11 protein-coding genes are annotated in these 15,914 nt (G+C 74.5%); 4 read left to right on the forward strand and 7 right to left on the reverse strand.

Annotated features, from left to right (window positions below):
• The first annotated feature begins 85 nt into the window (after positions 1-85).
• Positions 86-1,165 carry a restriction endonuclease gene (locus ACFWPT_RS10725; RefSeq protein WP_380481072.1) on the forward strand — a complete coding sequence of 360 codons (1,080 nt, stop codon included), beginning with the start codon at positions 86-88 and terminating at the stop codon, positions 1,163-1,165.
• A 61-nt stretch (positions 1,166-1,226) separates the two neighbouring features.
• Here ACFWPT_RS10725 and ACFWPT_RS10730 read toward each other — a convergent pair whose 3' ends face one another.
• From ACFWPT_RS10730 to ACFWPT_RS10745, 4 genes are all read right to left on the reverse strand, one after another.
• Positions 1,227-6,122, reverse strand: a complete 4,896-nt coding sequence (locus tag ACFWPT_RS10730; protein WP_380481075.1) for a DNA repair ATPase — start codon at positions 6,120-6,122, stop codon at positions 1,227-1,229.
• An 81-nt stretch (positions 6,123-6,203) separates the two neighbouring features.
• Positions 6,204-8,222 carry a flotillin family protein gene (locus tag ACFWPT_RS10735; RefSeq protein WP_380481078.1) on the reverse strand — a complete coding sequence of 673 codons (2,019 nt, stop codon included), beginning with the start codon at positions 8,220-8,222 and terminating at the stop codon, positions 6,204-6,206.
• A 107-nt stretch (positions 8,223-8,329) separates the two neighbouring features.
• Entirely contained in the window at positions 8,330-9,064 is a 735-nt protein-coding gene (locus ACFWPT_RS10740) for a hypothetical protein (protein ID WP_380481080.1), read from the reverse strand.
• Between the two features lie 155 nt (positions 9,065-9,219).
• Entirely contained in the window at positions 9,220-10,335 is a 1,116-nt protein-coding gene (locus tag ACFWPT_RS10745) for a PucR family transcriptional regulator (protein WP_380481083.1), read from the reverse strand.
• 357 nt (positions 10,336-10,692) lie between these two features.
• On the opposite strand from ACFWPT_RS10745, the gene ACFWPT_RS10750 reads away from it, so the two are divergent.
• Positions 10,693-11,460 carry a tyrosine-protein phosphatase gene (locus ACFWPT_RS10750; protein WP_063349445.1) on the forward strand — a complete coding sequence of 256 codons (768 nt, stop codon included), beginning with the start codon at positions 10,693-10,695 and terminating at the stop codon, positions 11,458-11,460.
• Between the two features lie 20 nt (positions 11,461-11,480).
• Here ACFWPT_RS10750 and ACFWPT_RS10755 read toward each other — a convergent pair whose 3' ends face one another.
• A complete protein-coding gene (locus ACFWPT_RS10755) occupies positions 11,481-12,344 on the reverse strand; it encodes an ABC transporter permease (protein WP_380481086.1) in 864 nt (287 codons plus the stop codon).
• On the reverse strand, positions 12,341-13,255 hold the full coding sequence (locus ACFWPT_RS10760) for an ABC transporter ATP-binding protein (protein ID WP_063349447.1): 915 nt from the start codon (positions 13,253-13,255) through the stop codon (positions 12,341-12,343). Before ACFWPT_RS10760 ends, ACFWPT_RS10755 begins: the two co-directional genes overlap by 4 nt.
• A gap of 134 nt (positions 13,256-13,389) precedes the next feature.
• On the opposite strand from ACFWPT_RS10760, the gene ACFWPT_RS10765 reads away from it, so the two are divergent.
• Positions 13,390-14,565, forward strand: coding sequence for a sensor histidine kinase (locus tag ACFWPT_RS10765; RefSeq protein ID WP_380481090.1), 1,176 nt, complete (start codon positions 13,390-13,392; stop codon positions 14,563-14,565).
• Complete coding sequence (locus tag ACFWPT_RS10770; RefSeq protein WP_063349448.1) at positions 14,562-15,224, forward strand: response regulator transcription factor; 663 nt, start codon at positions 14,562-14,564, stop codon at positions 15,222-15,224. Before ACFWPT_RS10765 ends, ACFWPT_RS10770 begins: the two co-directional genes overlap by 4 nt.
• Before the next feature lie 44 nt (positions 15,225-15,268).
• Here ACFWPT_RS10770 and ACFWPT_RS10775 read toward each other — a convergent pair whose 3' ends face one another.
• Entirely contained in the window at positions 15,269-15,844 is a 576-nt protein-coding gene (locus ACFWPT_RS10775; RefSeq protein WP_063349449.1) for a hypothetical protein, read from the reverse strand.
• Positions 15,845-15,914 lie beyond the last annotated feature (70 nt).

The raw sequence follows: 15,914 nt of genomic DNA on the forward strand, positions 1-15,914 counted from the left end.
CGGCACTGGTCTGCACTGGTCGGCGCCGCTCGCAGTGTCGGACCCGTTGCCTAGGCTGCCCCCGGTGGTTCACGGGAGGGGCGGAATGTACGAGTACGAGGACGACGAGCACGGCGACCTGCGGTGGTTCGTGGACCAGGCGGTCGAGGCCCTGGAGCGGTGGCTCTCGTACGAGCGGGACCGTGACCGGTTCGGCGATCGGTACCGCAGTGAGTCGATGGTGCTCGTCCGGCACACCGTCGGAGCGAAGGGGCTCCGGCGGTCGCTCCGCGACACCGTCGACCTGATCGAGACGGTGATCGACACCGTGGACCTGATCGAGCGGGCGGCCGCGCGGGCCGAGGAGCTCAGCCTCTTTCCGGCGCCCCCGGACCTGGAGCGGTGGTTGGGGTCGCTGACGCTGCGGATCCGGGGGTGGCAGCGCGACCTGTGCGGCCTGCGGAGGACTCTCGGCGGCCTTGAGCGCCAGTACTGGGCCGGACGCCCGGGCGAGGCGGCGGCGGAGAGCGGTGGCGAGGCGGCGCCCCCGTGGGACGCGGACGGCCTCGGTGAGATCGACTGGGAGGCGCGGGCCGTCGCCGTCGAGGTGGTCGCGAAGCTCGGCCGCCGCCAGTGGCACATGGACGACGACGGGACGGCGGACGGAAGGACGTTCGACGAGAGGATGCTCGACGAAAGGATGTCCACCGAGGCGTTCTCCAAGCGCAGCACGATCACCCTGGGGCAGATCGACGACGGTCACTTCACGACCTTCGAGCACACCGTCGCGGCGCTGCTGGAACGGGACGGGTTCACCGTCACGCGGGTGCAGGGCGGCGCCGGTGACATGGGCGGCGACGTCCTCGGGGTCACCGACCTGAACGTCCCGTTCATGGTGCAGTGCAAGCACTCCGGTGACCCGAGGGCGACGGTCGGCCAGCCGGTCGTGCAGCACGCGCTCGGCGGCGCCAGGGCGGTGTTCCAGGCCGGGATCATCCTCATCGTGACGAACCGCGGGTTCTCGAAGCCGGCGCGCGAGTTCGCCGCCCTGCCGACGGTGGGCGCGACCTTGATCGACCGCGAGATGCTGGTGTCCTGGGCGGAGCAGCGGACCCCGCTGGCCAAGGTGTTGGCCCCCCAGCGCGGCGCCGAGGCGTTGGCCCCTCAACGCGGCGCCGAGGTGTAGACCCCGTAGCGCGGTGCAGAGGAGCCGAACCGGCCCCTGACGTGGGGAGCGCCGCCGGCCGTCACCCCCGCCGCGTGTGCTTGAGCTCCTCCCAGCGGGTGGCCTGGGCGGAGGTGAGGCAGCCTCGGAGTTCGGCCAGCTTCAGCAGCTGTGCTTCGGCGTCGGCGCCGAGGGGCTGGGCTTCGGCGCGGTAGTGGTCGGTGAGGAGGGCGTCGAGTTCGGGGCGGGTGAGGGCCGGGTCGAGGCGCTGGGCGAGTTTGGCCATGTTGCGGTAGGAGCCCTGGAGGAGGAACGGGGGTTCGGTGCGGGTGCGGTCGTCCTGGGCGGCGGAGGCCAGGTAGGCGCGGTTGACGGCGAGGACGGTGCCGCGCAGGTGGAGCAGTCCGGCGAGGACGGCGGTCATCCGTTCGGCCTCGGCGGCGGGCCAGGCGCCCGCGAGGGTGCCGCCCGGGGTGCCGGTGGCGCGGGCCAGCAGGGTGTCCAGGTCGGCGCGCTCGGCGGTGGCGAGCGGGGCCAGGTGCGGGCTGGCGGGCAGGGCGTTCTCGACGAAGCTGAGCGCGAAGAGGTCCTCGCGCCCGGCGATGACGTCGCCGAGGTTCCAGACGTCGGCGCGGTTGGCGAGCATGTCGGGCAGCCGGAAGAGGCGGCCGGACTCGGTGTACGGGTTGGCGGCCATGACGACGGCGAAGCGCTTGCCGCGCAGGTCCCACTCGCGGGCCTCGCCGTCCCACACCCCGTCGATCCGGCGCTGGGCGTCGCAGAGCGGGATGAAGCGCTGGAGGAGCTCGGGCGAGGTGTGCTGGACGTCGTCGAGGTAGAGCAGCACGTTGTCGCCCGCGTGCAGGGCGAAGTTGAGCTTCTCGATCTCGCGGCGGGAGGTGGCGTCGGGGGCCTCGGCGGGGTCGAGGGAGGTGACCCGGTGGCCGAGCGCGGGGCCGCTGACGGTGACCAGCAGCAGGCCGAGCCGTTCGGCGAGGTACTCGACGAGGGTGGTCTTGCCGTAGCCGGGCGGGGAGACCAGGAGCAGCAGGCCGCTGCGGTCGACCGGTCCGCCGGCGTCGGCGGTGCCGAGCTGTTTGGCGAGGTTGTCGCCGACCAGCGGCAGGTAGACCTGGTCGATGAGTCGGTTGCGGACGAAGCCGTTGAGCGGGGCCGGCCGGTACTGGTCGAGTCGCAGCCGGGTGTGCTCGGCGGCCAGCAGGTCGGCGCGCAGTCGCTGGTAGGCGCGGTATCCGGGGGCCTCGGTGGCGGCGAAGTCGGCCACCCGGGCCAGGAGTTCGTCGAGGCGCAGGTCGAGCGCGCCGCCCGGGAGCCGGGGGTGGTCGCCGAGCAGGCCGGTGAGGCGGGTGGTGGCGGCGCCTTCGGCGGGCCGGCGCGGCAGGGACGGGCAGAGGAGCGCGGCGGCGGCCTCGGCGAGGTCGCCGGGGTCGGCGTCGACGGCGCTGGACTCCAGCCAGGCCTGGGCGAGTTGGCGTCGGGCGGGCAGCAGTGCGGGCTCGGCGGGCAGTGCGGCCAGTGCGGCCAGTGCTTCGGTGAGACCGGCGGACTCGGGTGCGGCGTGGAACTTGTCGAGCAGGGTTGCGGCCCCCGGCGCGTAAGCGAACGTGGGTGTGGCGGCGGCGAGTTCGGCCACCAGGTACGGGCCTGCGGGTTGCGGGCACGAGGTGAACTCCGTGACGGCGGAGCTCAGTTCGTCGGACAGGTCGGACAGCGCGGTCAGGGCCGCAGGTGCGGCCGGGGCTGGCGCGGTCAGGGCTGCCGGTGCGGCCGGCAGGCCCAGTCGCGGCGCGGCGCCGAAGGCCTGCCGGGCGAGGGTGCGAGCGAGGGAGAGCGAGCGGGCCCGGGTGTGCCAGACCAGTCGCTGCCGCTCGTCGGCGCCGTGCGCCCAGTACAGCTGAGCGGCCGCCCGGGCGGCCGCCGGGTGGCGCAACAGGCCTGCCTCGGCGTGGAGTTCGAGCAGGGCGCGGAGCAGCAGCGCCGCGTCGTGGTCGTGGACGCCGCGCTGGTAGCCCTCGTCCGGGCGCTGTTCGGCGGCGCGGCGGACGAACTCCAGCAGGTCGTCCTCGGCACGCAGGGTGTCCAGCCCGTCCGGTTCGGCGGCCAGCAGCAGACTGGCGGCGAGGTATTCGGACCGGTACAGCGCGGGGGTCTCGGAGGGCAGCGGCCGGCCCCAGTAGCGCTCGGTGGCGGCGAACGCCGGGTCGGTGACGGGGGAGCGGTAGTCGGTGCCGGTGAGGGTGAAGGCGGGGCGGCCGCGCCAGGGGACGAGGGTGAGTTCGGGCCGCTGGGTGGTGACGGCGAACAGGTGGCGGCCCAGTCGCAGGGTGCCGGGGCCGTCGCCGGCGAGTTCGGCGCGGTCGCGTCGGGCCCGGTGGGCGCGGCTGCGGGCGGCGCGCAGCCGTCCGGTCAGCTCCTCGGCCCGGACCCGGTCGCCGAGTGCGGTCAACTGGGCGGCGAGGTCGCGGAGTTTGACGGCGGTCGGGTCGGCGGCGAGGGCGGCGTCGATCTCGGCCGCGGTGTCGAGGGCGGTGAGCCGCCGGTGCAGGGTGTCGAGGATGCGTTCGGCGGAGGCGGCGATCCGGTCGGCGCGGCGGGCGCGTTCCTCCAGCAGGTGTTGGCGGCGGGCGGTGAGGGCGTCGTGGATCGCGGTGCGCCGGTCGGTGAGTTGTTCGCCCAGCGCCGGGTCGGCGTCGGCGAAGCGGGTCTCCAACTGCTCGATCCGCAGCAGGAGTCGGCCGAGCTGGTCGTCGCAGGCCTCGGGGGTGTCGGCGGCGGCGAGCGCGGCGGTGGTGGCCTGGGCGAGCAGGGCGGTTTCGGCGGCGAACTCGGCGGCGGCCTCGCGGGTGCGCAGGTCGCGGCGGCGGACGGTGAGGGCGGCGCGGGCGCGGTTGAGCAGTCCGAGGACGTCGGCGAGCCGGTCGAGGATGGCGGTGCGGGTGGTGGCGTCGGCCAGGTCGAGGGTGCCGACGAGCTCCGAGACGGTCTGCAACGCCTCGCTCTGCTCGGAGATCCGCAGGCCCAGCGGCTCGGCTTCGGCGGCGGTGGCGAGGGCGGCGCAGCGGTCGGCGAGTTCGCCGGCGCGCCGGCGGTGCGGGGCGAAGGCCTCGGGTTCGGCGAGGTGTCCGACGGCGCGGGCGGCGGCCTCGGTCAGGCCCTCGGCGAGGTGGGCGGCGAGCGCGTCGATCCGGGCGGGGTCGGCGCGCGGCAGGTCGCGCAGCGCCTCGACCCGGCCCTGGGCGCGGCGCAGCCCGGCGAGCCGGTCGACCCATTCGGCGGCGTCGGCGAGGGTCTCGCCGCGGGCGGTGCGCAGCAGGCCTTCGACGTGTTCGGCGGCCTGTTCGGTCTGCCGGGCGGCGTGCGCGGTGAGTTCGGCGACGGCCTCGTACTCGGCGATGACCTGCCGGGCGGTGTCGCGGATCTCGGCGAGCGGGGCGGCGAGGTCGCCGAGGCCGGGCTGGCCCAGCCAGTGGTGCCGGTCGGCGGTGCGGGTGCAGGCGGCGAGGACGGCCTGGTGGCCGGCCGGGGTGTCGGCGCCGGCGGCGGCGAGCCGGGCCAGGGAGAGGCTGTCGGCGAGGCCGCGGACGAGGTCGGCGTTGCCGATCCGGGCGAGCGGGCCGGTGCCGGGCGGCTGCGCGGCGGCGTGGCGCTCGCTGGTGAACGGGGTCTGCCACAGTTGGACGGGGTGCAGCCGGGTGGGCCCGTCCTCGGCCGGGCGGAGGGCGATCAGGGTGCCGTCGGCGAGCAGCGCGTAGCCCTGGCAGGGCAGCGGGGCGGCGGCCTCCTGGCGGACGCTGTTGTACGGCTGGAGCAGGGCGCGGCCGTCGGCGGGGGAGCGGAACTCGTACAGCACGTCCTCGCCGTTGGGCGAGACGAGGGTGCGCTCGTAGACCAGGCCGTCCACCGGCTGGTCGTAGCTGCGCACGGTGCCGTCGGTGAGGTGGCAGCCGCCGGGGAAGGCCACGCCCTGGTCGGCGGGCAGCCGCAGGCAGGCCTGGCCGAGCGCGTCGATCCGGGTGACCCGGCCGGTGGGCAGGTGGCAGACCAGGTGCCGGACGGTCTCCTCCTGGTACGGGCGCACGCGCACCAGCAGCAGGGTGCCGAGCCGGGCGTGGGCGATCTGGGCGTCGGCGAGGGTCTGCAGGGCCTCGGCGAGGGGTTCGTGGTGCAGCTCCCGGCCGTCGGGGGCGGTGACGGTCAGCCGGCCGCCGTCGATGCCGAGCCGGAGTTCGCCGCCGAGGTCGGCGCGCGGCGGGCTGCCGGGGGCGGCGGGCAGCTGGTCGTCCCGGGTGAGGGCGGTCCAGGCGAGCTGCTGGCCGTCGGCGGCGGTGTGGTCGCGTTCGCCGCGCCCGTCCTGGTAGGCAGGGTGCCCGTCGTCGGCGAGGTCGTCGACGGGGCGCCAGCGCAGCACCCGGACGTCGGCGGCGGCGGGGCCGGTGCGGAAGACGGCGAGCAGGCGGCCGCCGACGGGGCGCAGCCGTTCCAGTCGGGCGTCGCGGAAGTAGCGGTGCAGGTCGGCGAGGTCCTGGCGCAGGCGCGGGTCGTCCAGCAGGGTGCCCTCGGCGGGGACGGGGGTGAGGTCGGGGTGGTGGACGCTCAGGACCTCCCCGAGCGGCCCGGCGCCCGGGGAGCCCTCGGCCGGGGCGCCGGCGGAAACGGAGGCGGAGACGGCGGAAGCGGAGATGGCGGAAGCGGAGACGGCGGTGTCGGGCGCGCCGCCCGGGCGGGTGCCGAGCAGGAGCAGCCCGCCGGCGGCGGTGAGGTCCTGCGGGAGGCAGGCCCGGCCGGTGGTGAGCCGGCCGGTGCCGACCAGCCGCAGCTCCCCGCCGCCGAACTCCCCGACCCGGCGGGCGTTCAACGCCTGTGCGCGTTCGGCGAGTTCGGCGGCGGACCGGGCGAGTCGGCCGCGCAGGACCTCGTAGGTGCCGGCGTCGAGCCGGGCGTCGAGGGCGTCCACCACGTCAGTTCCTCAACTACTCAGTTTCTCGACTGCTCAGGAGATCGGGTACTCAGGCGACTCGGGCGACTCAGGCGTTCACGTTCACCTGGAGCCGTTGACCGACGCCAGCGCCCCGATCGACGTCTCGGCGATCCCCAACTTCTGGGCCGAGGTGAGCAGTTGCCGCAGCTGCCCGGCCTGCTCGCCGCCTCCGGCGCCGATCATCCGCATCAGCAGCGCGGACACCGTCAGGTTCTGCACGTCCGCCGTGGACACCGAGGACAGCACCCGGGTCAGGTCCTCGGTGAAGCCGGCGCTGCCGTCGAGCCAGGGCCCGGCCAGGGCCTGGGCGGTCTGCGAGTGCCCGACGAAGGCGTCGACGCTCTTGGCGGCCGTCACCGACTGCACCAGGCGGTCGAAGAACACCCCGTCCCCGCCGACGATGTCGATCTTCGCCTTCTCCAGCCCGGCCGCGACCAGCGCGGCCTGCGCCTCGGCGATCTGCCGCTGGGTGTCCAGCCCGGCCAGCCGGACGTCCTTCTCGGCGGCCAGCCGCAGCCGGTACTCCTCGTGCCCGCGCGAGGCCTCGTCCAGCTTCGCCATCGCCGCGGCCTTCTCGGTGAGGCCCTCGGCCTCGGCCTTCAGCTTGGCGCCGATCTCCAGCGCGGCGGCCTTCGCCTTCTCGGCCTGGACGGCGGCCTCGGCGCGGCCGACCTTCTCCACCGCCGCGGCCTCCTGCTCGCGCACCTGCACCTGGGCCAGCCCCTCGGCGGCGGCCTCCGCCCGGATGCCCTCGGCCATCCGGATCTTGGCGGTGGCGTCCAGCTCGGCGGTCTGCTGGCGGGCCTCGGCCAGCACCAGCGACTCGCGGGCCTTGTGCGAGGCGGCCTGCTCGGCGGCCTCGGCGGCCTTGATGTCCTTGACGAGCTTCTCCTGCGCCTGCGCCTCGGCCTGGATGATCACCGCGCGGCGGGTGCGCTCGGCGTCCTCGGTGGCGCGCAGCGTCTTGACGGCCTCCTCCTGCTCGGCGACGGTCCGCTCCACCGCCACCCGCTCGCGGACCACGTCGGCGACCTCCCGCCGGCGGGACTCGACCTCCTTCTGCTTGGCCATGGTGGCGAGTTCGGTCTCCCGGTCGCGGCCGATGACCTCCAGCAGGCGGTCCTTCTCGATCCGCTCGTTCTCCACGGCGATCACCCGCTCGCGGTTCTTCTGCGCCACCGCGACCTCGCGGGCCTGGTTCTCGCGCTGCACGCCGAGCAGTTCCTCGGTCCGGAGGAAGGCGGTCTGGGCGTTCAGCCGCTCCTCCTCCTGGACCCGGGCGATCACCGCGTCCTCCGTGGCCCGCAGGGTCTCGATCTCGCGGCGCTGGCGGATCTCGGCGTCGGCCTGGCGGCGCTGGAGTTCGAGGACGGCCTCCCGGGCGTCCACGTTCTGCCGGGTGATCTCCTTCTCCTCGGTGCGCTGGTACTCGTTGGTGCGCACGTGCTCGATCGCCGTCAGCTCGGTGATCTTGCGGATGCCCTGGGCGTCGAGGATGTTGTCGGAGTCCAGCTGGTTCATCGGGGTCTGTTCGAGGTGGTCGATGGCCGCGTCCTCAAGGGTGTAGCCGTTGAGGTCGGTGCCGATGACCGCGATGATCTGGTCCCGGAACTCGTGCCGGTGCGTGTAGAGGTCGGTGAAGTCGAGCTGCTTGCCGACGGTCTTCAGTGCCTCGGCGAACTTGGCCGCGAAGAAGTCCTGGATCGCGGACGGGTCGCTGGCGCGGGCGGTGCCGATGGCCTGCGCGACCTTGATGACGTCCTCGACGGTCTTGTTCACCCGTACGAAGAAGGAGATCCGGATGTCCGCCCGGATGTTGTCCCGGCAGATCAGCCCGTCCCGGCCGGCGCGGTGGATCTCCACCGTCTTCACCGAGATGTCCATCAACTCGGCCTTGTGCAGCACCGGGAGGACGATCGCGCCGGTGAAGGTGACGTCCACCTTCTTGGTGCGGGAGACGATCAGCGCCTTGCCCTGCTCGACCTTCTGGAACAAGCGGCCCACGAACAGCAGCATGGCGAGCACGATGAGCAGTACGACGGCGACGAGAATGCCGAAACCCACGGCGATGGTGTCCATCACGGAGTCCTTTGACGAGATGACGAGATGGTGCGAAGTCGAGCGGATGAGAGAGAGATAAGCGGAACAAGCGGACGCCTGCGGCCCTCAGGCGCAGCGCGGGGGAGTCAGTCGCCCGGTAGCGCCGGGTCGAACGGCGCCACCAGGAAGTGCTCGCCGTCGGCGTCGTAGTCGAAGATCAGGGCGGTACGGCCGGCCGCCAGCCCGGGCTCCTCGGTGAGCGTGCGGACCTGGACGGTCGCGGTGGAGCCGTCCTCGGCGGTGACCTCCGCCTGCCCGAAGTCGGCCGTCACCCGGCCGGTGCGGATCACGCAGACGTGGCCGACGAAGTCCCCCCGGGTCGCCGGGCGGTCCTCGGGGAACAGTCGGGACAGCGGCCGGACCAGCAGCCGGGTGCCCGCCCAGGAGGCGACCAGCGCGACGGCGAACACGCCGCCGCGCGCCGGTGCCCCCGAGGTGAGGACGGTGCCGGCCAGGCTGACGAACCAGGCGAGCGCGACCAGCAGCGACACCGCCACCGTCACGGGCACCCCGCCCAGCCCCAGCGCGCCCAGCACGCCTCCGTGGTGGTGGGCGCCCCGGCCGTCGGCGCCGTGCCCGTCCTGGGCACCGGGTCCCCCGTGTCCCCCGTGGGTCGCGTGCCCCCCGGCACCGTGCCCCAGGTCGCCCGCGTGGCCGGCATGGCCGACGTGACCGGCATGCCCGACGCCGTGTCCCCCGTGCAGGGCGTCGAAGCCCAGGCCGCCGACCAGCATCAGCAGCCAGTACCCGACCACCACCACCAGCGCGAAGCTGAACAGCGCCGTCGGAAAAGCCAGCGCGGCCGCGACGAATCCCCCCATCCCGGCCACGCTCCCCCGCTGTTCCCACGGCACCGCACCTCGGCGCCATGGAGATCGTGACAGCGGAGGGGCCGTTCGCACATTGCCAGGATCCGGCAATCTTTACGGTCCTTTGACACCCTGGAACGCACGGCCCGGGGGCGTTTGGCCGCCGTCTACAGCGGCTGCTCCGGCCAGTTGAGCAGCCGGGCCCCCATCGCCGCCGTCTCCAGGGTGAACCGCTGCAGGGCGTCCGACGGGTCGTAGCCGGTCAGTGCCTTGATCCGCTCCAGCCGGTAGCCGAGCGTGCGCACGCTCAGCCCCAGCCGCCGGGCCGCCTCCGCGTTCACGTACGCGGCCTCCGCCTGCACCGCGATGGTGTCCAGCAGGGGGCGGGCGCCGCCGCGCGCCTCGGTCAGCGGGCCCAGCACGCTGCGCACCAGGTCGGCCATCGCCGCCCGGTCGCGCATCAGCACGGGGAAGACCAGCAGTTCCTCGGCCTTCAGCTGCTGCGCCGGCAGGTCCAGCCGGTCCGCGTAGTCGAGCGCGCCCAGCGCCTCCTCGTAGCTGCGCAGCACCCCGCTGGCCCCCGAGTGCCGGCGCCCGGTGGCCACCCGCAGCACCGGGCGGTAGCCGGGGCCGGGGCGCAGCGCCAGGTCGGCGAAGGCCTCCAGGACGGCGCGTTCGGTGTCCGGGACGATGCACACCAGCCGGCCGTCCTTGCCGGCGAGCAGGACGTCCCGCTCGCCGAACCGCCCGACCAGTTCCCGTTCCACCCGGTGCACCAGCGGGTGGACGTCCGCGTACGGCGTGTCGCCGACGGCCACCGCCACCGCGTACGCGCCCGCCAGCCGCAGCCCGAACCGCTCGGCGCGCTCCGCCAGCAGGCCCAGGTCGCTGCGGCCGTACAGCAGGTCGTCGATGAACTCGCGCCGCGCGGACTCCTGTTGGCGGACCGCCATGCGTTGCGCGCGTTCGTGCCCCTCACCGAGTGCGGCCAGTGCGGCCTCGGTCGCCGCGAGCACGGCGTCGCCGATCCGGCGCAGTTCCCCGACGCCGCCTGCCGCGGTGATGCCCGGCAGCGTCTGCCAGGCCCGCCGGGCGGCCGACAGGCAGTGCGCGACGACGTCGCGCAGCCCGTACCCGGCCTCGGCGCAGTGCTCGCCGAGCGTGCGCAGGCACTCCAGTTCGTCCCGGCGCAGCAGCCTCCCGGTGCGGGAGGCGTCGGCGAGCAGCCCGAGGTAGACCTCGGCGAGTTCGGTGGGTATGTCGTGCTCGGTCCCCTCGGACACCGCGGTACTCCGCCCCCCGTGACGCGTGATGATCCGGCGCGGAACTTTAGCAGGATCGATACGGCGCCGAACGGTGCGGGGTGGGCGGCTGACCTGGCGCTATCGCGGGCCGGGCGGAGGTCCGGATCACCGTGTCCATCCGGGACGGCTCGGCCGCCGCCCGTCCACCGCCGGTTCCCCGCCCTCCTTCTTCCCGTCCCCTCCCTCCGGTCGACGGGGCCGGTCGGCGGGGGTGGGATGGAGGGGTGCGGGCGACCGTGGTTTGCTCCGCACCCCGGGGAGGGACTAGACATCTAGACGTCTAGATGGACGTCTGGATGTCAGGCCCCCCCCACGGCCCCACCGAAAGGCCCGCGCATGTCCCTGGTCAACTTCCGCGACCCCGCCGTCCTCGGCGACCCCGAGGGCCGGCGGATCCGCCCCGGCGTGCTGTACCGCTCCGCCCAGCCGTTCCCGGCCGCCGACGAGGCGACCGTCGCCCAGCTGCGCGCCTGCGACATCCGCACCATCGTCGACCTGCGCGACACCCGCGAGACCGACCCCGCCGACTGGGCCGCCGCCGAGGCCGCCGGGATAGCCGTCGTCGCGGCCCCGGTGAACCCCACCGGCGACGGCCTCGCCGCCCGGATGCGCACCATGGCCACCGCCGCCGACCTCGGCGACTACTACGTGCTGCTGGCCGAGTCCGCACCCGAGGCCGTCACCGCCGCCGTCGAGGCCGCCGCCCGCCCGGGCGCCGTCCTCCTGCACTGCGCCGCCGGCAAGGACCGCACCGGCCTGCTGACCGCCCTGCTGCTGGACCTCCTCGGCGTGCCCGCCGAGCGGATCGTCGCCGACTACGCCCGCACCGCCGACGCCCTGCCGCAGATCTTCGCCGGCCTCTCCGAGCGCCACCGCACCGCGCTCAACGCCCGCGGCGCCCGGGTCACCGACTCCGAAGGCCGCGAACTCACCATCCCCGCCCCGCTCCTCGACGCCCCGGCGGAGGCCATGGCCGTCTTCCTCGACCGCGTCCGCACCCGCCACGGCGGCGCCGAGGCCTTCCTCCCCGCCTGCGGCGTCCCCGCCGCCACCCTCGGCGCCTTCCGCGCCAAGGCGGCCGCCGCGGCGACCTCGGCCGCCTGACACCCCGGCTTCCGTCGGGGTCAGACGTCCCGCCGCCGCATCAGGACCACCGTCGCCGCCAGCGCGACGGCCGCCCAGGCGCCCAGGGTGATCCAGGAGTCGAGCACGCTCGGCGCGTACTTGCCCATCGTCGTCGAGGAGTTGGGGTTGATCGTCAGCCTCCCCTCGGCGGCGAGCGGCAGGTGGTTGCCGATCTCCTTCAGCCAGCGGTAGCGGTCGCCGCCGAACAGCATCGGCACGATGAACAGCAGCATGACCAGCGAGACGATCGAAGCGGTGGCGTGCCGCAGCAGGGCGCCGAGGGCCATCCCGATCAGCGCGCAGACGGGCACGATCGCCGCGTAGCCGAGGACGGCCCGCAGGCAGCCCTCGTCGGTGATGGAGAGCCCGGCGCGCCGGGAGGCCAGCATGGCGTTGCTGCCGAAGAAGGACACCGCGGACACCACCGCCCCGGCGAGCGAGGTGAGGCCGGCGACCAGCACCACCTTGGCCACGGCCACGCCCCGCCGGTCGGGCACGGCGGCGAAGGTGGTGCGGATCATGCCGGTGGTGTACTCGCCGAACACGGTGATCGCGCCGAGGCTGCCGGCCGCGACGGCCATCAGGGCGCCGGAGATGCTGCTGAGGCCGTGGTACAGCGGGTCGTACCGGTACGGCGGGAAGCCGGGCACCGGCGGGCGGGGGTGGTCGATGTAGGTCAGGTCGGTGTGGACGGCGTTCAGGTTGACCACGATCGCGGCCAGCGAGGCCAGCGCCAGCACCCAGTACGTGGACCGCAGCGAGCGCAGTTTGATCCACTCGGCGGCGAGCAGGTCGCCGAACCGGGCCCGCGGCTCGGCCGGGCGGGTGCGGGGGCGGGCGGGGGCGAGGGCGGCGGTACTCATCGGGCATCTCCTGCCAGGTATTCGACGCTGTCGGCGGTCAGCGACATGAACGCCGACTCCAGGGACGAGGTACGGGTGGCGAGCTCGTGCAGCACCAGGCCGTGCCGCAGGGCGAGTTCGCCGATCCGGGCGGCGGGCAGCCCGGTCACCACCGCCCCGTCCGGCTCCTGCGCCTGCCGTACGGCCGCCCCTTCGGCCCGCAACACCTCGGCGAGCGACGGCAGTTCGGGCGCCCGGACGGCCACGCTGGTGACGGCGTTGCGGGCGGAGAACTCCGCCAGGCTCTCGTCCGCGATCAGCCGGCCCCGGCCGATCACCACCAGCCGGTCGGCGGTGTGCTCCATCTCGGCCATCATGTGGCTGGAGACGAAGACCGTCCGCCCCTCCTCGGCGAGGCGGCGGAACAGGCCGCGCACCCACAGCACGCCCTCCGGGTCGAGGCCGTTGAGCGGCTCGTCGAACAGCAGCACCGGCGGGTCGCCGAGCAGCGCGCCGGCGATGCCGAGCCGCTGCTTCATGCCCAGCGAGTAGCCGCCGATCCGGCGCCCGGCGGCCTTGCCGAGGCCGACCTCGGCGAGCACCTCGTCCACCCGGCGGAGCGGGATGCGGTTGCCGCGGGCGAGCGCCGACAGGTGGGCTCGGGCGCTGCGCCCGCCGTGCACGTCCTGGGCGTCCAGCAGGGCGCCGACGTGGCGCAGTCCGCGCGGCCGGTCCGCGAAGGGCACGCCGTCCACCGTGACGGACCCCTCGGTCGGGGTGTGCAGCCCCAGGATCATCCGCAGCGTGGTGGACTTGCCGGCGCCGTTGGGGCCGAGGAAGCCGGTGACGGTGCCCGGCCGGACGGTGAAGGTCAACTGGTCGACGGCCGTGGTGGCGCCGTACCGCTTGGTCAGTCGCTCGATCTCGATCACGGGGACAACGGTGCCGTCCGGGGCCCCGGACGGGCATCGGGCCGCAGGCCACAACCGCCGGCGGCCGCACTGGCCCGGGGGATTACGCCCTCGGGCCAATGCGCCGCCGCGCGGGCCGCCGCTACCATCGGGCGATGATCACCAACCCTCGTCCGCCCCTGTTCAGGCGCCTGCCGCCGGGCGTCTGGGTGGCGGCGTTCTGGGTGGCCGTCATCACGTTCCGCAGCTTCCAGCGGAGCAACGAGCTGGCCCACCTGTTCCGCTACAACGGCAACTTCGAGGACATGCCGTTGCTGGTCACCGCGGTGGTCACGACCCTGATGGCGTCGCTGCTGGTCCGGCTTCCGCTGCTGGCGGTGGCGATCCCGCTGGCCGCGTGCGCGTTCACGATCGGCATGCGGATCCAGGAGACGGCCGTGGTGCAGCTGCTGCTCGCCGAGGCGGCGATCGGCTACTGCACGGCCACCCGCTCCCGGGCCGTGTCGCTGTGCGCCGCCGCGATGCCGGTCGCCCTGGTGGCCGCCCTGGCGGTCTGGCGGGTGGCGAACGACTACCACACCGACTTCGTCGCCCAAGCCGCGTTCGCCTCGACCGCCGCGATCGCCTGGCTGGTCGGCAACACCGTCCGGCAGAGCCGGGCGCACACCGAGGCCCTGCGCGGCCGCGCCACCGAGCAGGCGATCACCGCCGAACGGCTGCGGATCGCCCGCGAGTTGCACGACATGGTCGCCCACAGCATCGGCATCATCGCGATCCAGGCCGGGATGGGCAGCCGGGTCATGGACACCCAGCCCGCCGAGACCCGCAACGCGCTGAACGCCATCGAGGCGACCAGCCGGGAGACCCTGGCCGGGCTGCGCCGGATGCTCGGGGCACTGCGCCAGGGCGAGCCGGAGTCCGCGCCGATGGAGGTCGCCCCGGGGCTGGGCGAGTTGGACCGGCTGGTCGAACAGACGGCCGGCGCGGGCGTGCGGGTCGCGCTCACCCGCCTCGGCGAGCCCCGCCCGCTGCCGCCCGAGGTGGACCTCGCCGCCTACCGCATCGTGCAGGAGGCGGTCACCAACGTGGTCAAGCACTCCGGCACCCGGGACTGCCGGGTCACCGTCGACTACGGCTCCGAGGAGGTCGCCGTCACCGTCGTCGACCTCGGCGCCGGAGCCGGCGGGCCGTCCGCCGGCTCCGGTTACGGCATCGCCGGCATGCGCGAGCGGGTCGGCCTGCTGCACGGCGAGTTCAGCGCCGGTCCGCGCCCCGCGGGCGGCTTCCAGGTCGCCGCCCGACTGCCGCTCCCCGTGGAGGTCTCCCCGTGATCCGTGTCGTCCTGGTCGACGACCAGCCGCTCATCCGCACCGGTCTGCGCGTGCTCATCGCCGACACCCCGGACCTGGAGGTCGTCGGCGAGGCCGGCAACGGCGCCGAGGCGGTGGAGCTGGTCGGCCGGCTGCGCCCCGACGTCGCCGTGATGGACATCCGGATGCCCGGCATGGACGGCATCGAGGCCACCCGCCGGATCACCGCCGACCCCGGCCTGCCGACCCACGTCCTCGTCCTCACCACCTTCGACGACGACGACTACGTGTACGGCGCGCTGCGGGCCGGGGCGGCCGGCTTCCTGGTCAAGGACCTCGCCCTGGAGACCATCCTCGACGGCGTCCGGGTGGTCGCCGCCGGGGACGCCCTGATCGCGCCGAGCATCACCCGCCGGCTGATCGGCGAGTTCGCCGCCCGCCCGCAGCCCGCCGCCGCCCGGTCCGGCCGGGCGACGGTCGACGGGATCACCGACCGCGAGCGCGAGGTGCTGACGCTGGTCGGCCGCGGGCTGTCCAACGGCGAGATCGCCGAGGAGCTGACCATCAGCGTGGCCACCGCCAAGGCGCACGTGGCCCGGCTGTTCACCAAGCTGGACGCCCGGGACCGGGTCCACCTGGTCATCCAGGCCTACGAGTTCGGCCTCGTCGCCCCGTCCTGAGCCCAGCCGGTCCACGGCCGCGCCACGGCCGGTCCACGGCCGGATCACGGCCCGACCAGCTCCCCGATCCGCATGATCCGCCCGTGCGAGTCCAGCACCACGTCGTACACGTTGCCGTAGCACCCGTACGGCGGGTCGGGTTCGTGCTCGGCCAGGCAGTCCTCCAGGTGCCCGAGCACGTCCTCCAGCCGGACGGGTCTGGTCGGGTCGGCGTGCGGGTGGTCGACGAGCGTGGCCTCGACCCCGGCGGTCGCGAAGCCGTAGCGGGCCGGCGCTCCCGTCCCCTCGTAGCGGGCCTCGTCGCAGGAGTAGCGGGCGGGCTGGGCGGTGACGTCGCCGTCGTCGGTGGCGATGACCACGAGGACGGTGTGCCCGGGGCGTTCGGTCGGGGTCGGGGTGGCGCAGTCGGCGGAGGGGGAGGGGGAGGTGTCCATGCTGGGCTCGGGGCCGGCGAGGTCGTCGTCCAGCAGGTCGTCCTCGTCGTCGTACGCCCCGTCGGCGACGGCGGCGGCGGAGGCGGCGGCGATGGTGGGTGCGGAGTCGGCGGGAGTGCAGGCGGCGAGGGCGGCTGCGGCGGTGCAGCAGAGCAGCGCGGCGAGGAGGGTTCGGGGCACGGCCATGGCACTAGTCTCCCCGGACGGCGGCGGAACTCGTCACACAGGTACACGACTGGTGCACGGGCTGTGGTTC

It is taken from the genome of Kitasatospora sp. NPDC058478, assembly GCF_042720345.1.
In the GTDB taxonomy this organism is placed as follows: domain Bacteria; phylum Actinomycetota; class Actinomycetes; order Streptomycetales; family Streptomycetaceae; genus Kitasatospora.

Excerpts from the sequence above, each read along its gene's own strand:
- ACFWPT_RS10725 (WP_380481072.1), top strand. The coding sequence starts at position 86 with ATGTACGAGTACGAGGACGACGAGCACGGCGACCTGCGGTGGTTCGTG.
- ACFWPT_RS10735 (WP_380481078.1), bottom strand. The coding sequence starts at position 8,222 with ATGGACACCATCGCCGTGGGTTTCGGCATTCTCGTCGCCGTCGTACTG.
- ACFWPT_RS10740 (WP_380481080.1), bottom strand. The coding sequence starts at position 9,064 with ATGGGGGGATTCGTCGCGGCCGCGCTGGCTTTTCCGACGGCGCTGTTC.
- ACFWPT_RS10750 (WP_063349445.1), top strand. The coding sequence starts at position 10,693 with ATGTCCCTGGTCAACTTCCGCGACCCCGCCGTCCTCGGCGACCCCGAG.
- ACFWPT_RS10755 (WP_380481086.1), bottom strand. The coding sequence starts at position 12,344 with ATGAGTACCGCCGCCCTCGCCCCCGCCCGCCCCCGCACCCGCCCGGCC.
- ACFWPT_RS10765 (WP_380481090.1), top strand. The coding sequence starts at position 13,390 with ATGATCACCAACCCTCGTCCGCCCCTGTTCAGGCGCCTGCCGCCGGGC.
- ACFWPT_RS10775 (WP_063349449.1), bottom strand. The coding sequence starts at position 15,844 with ATGGCCGTGCCCCGAACCCTCCTCGCCGCGCTGCTCTGCTGCACCGCC.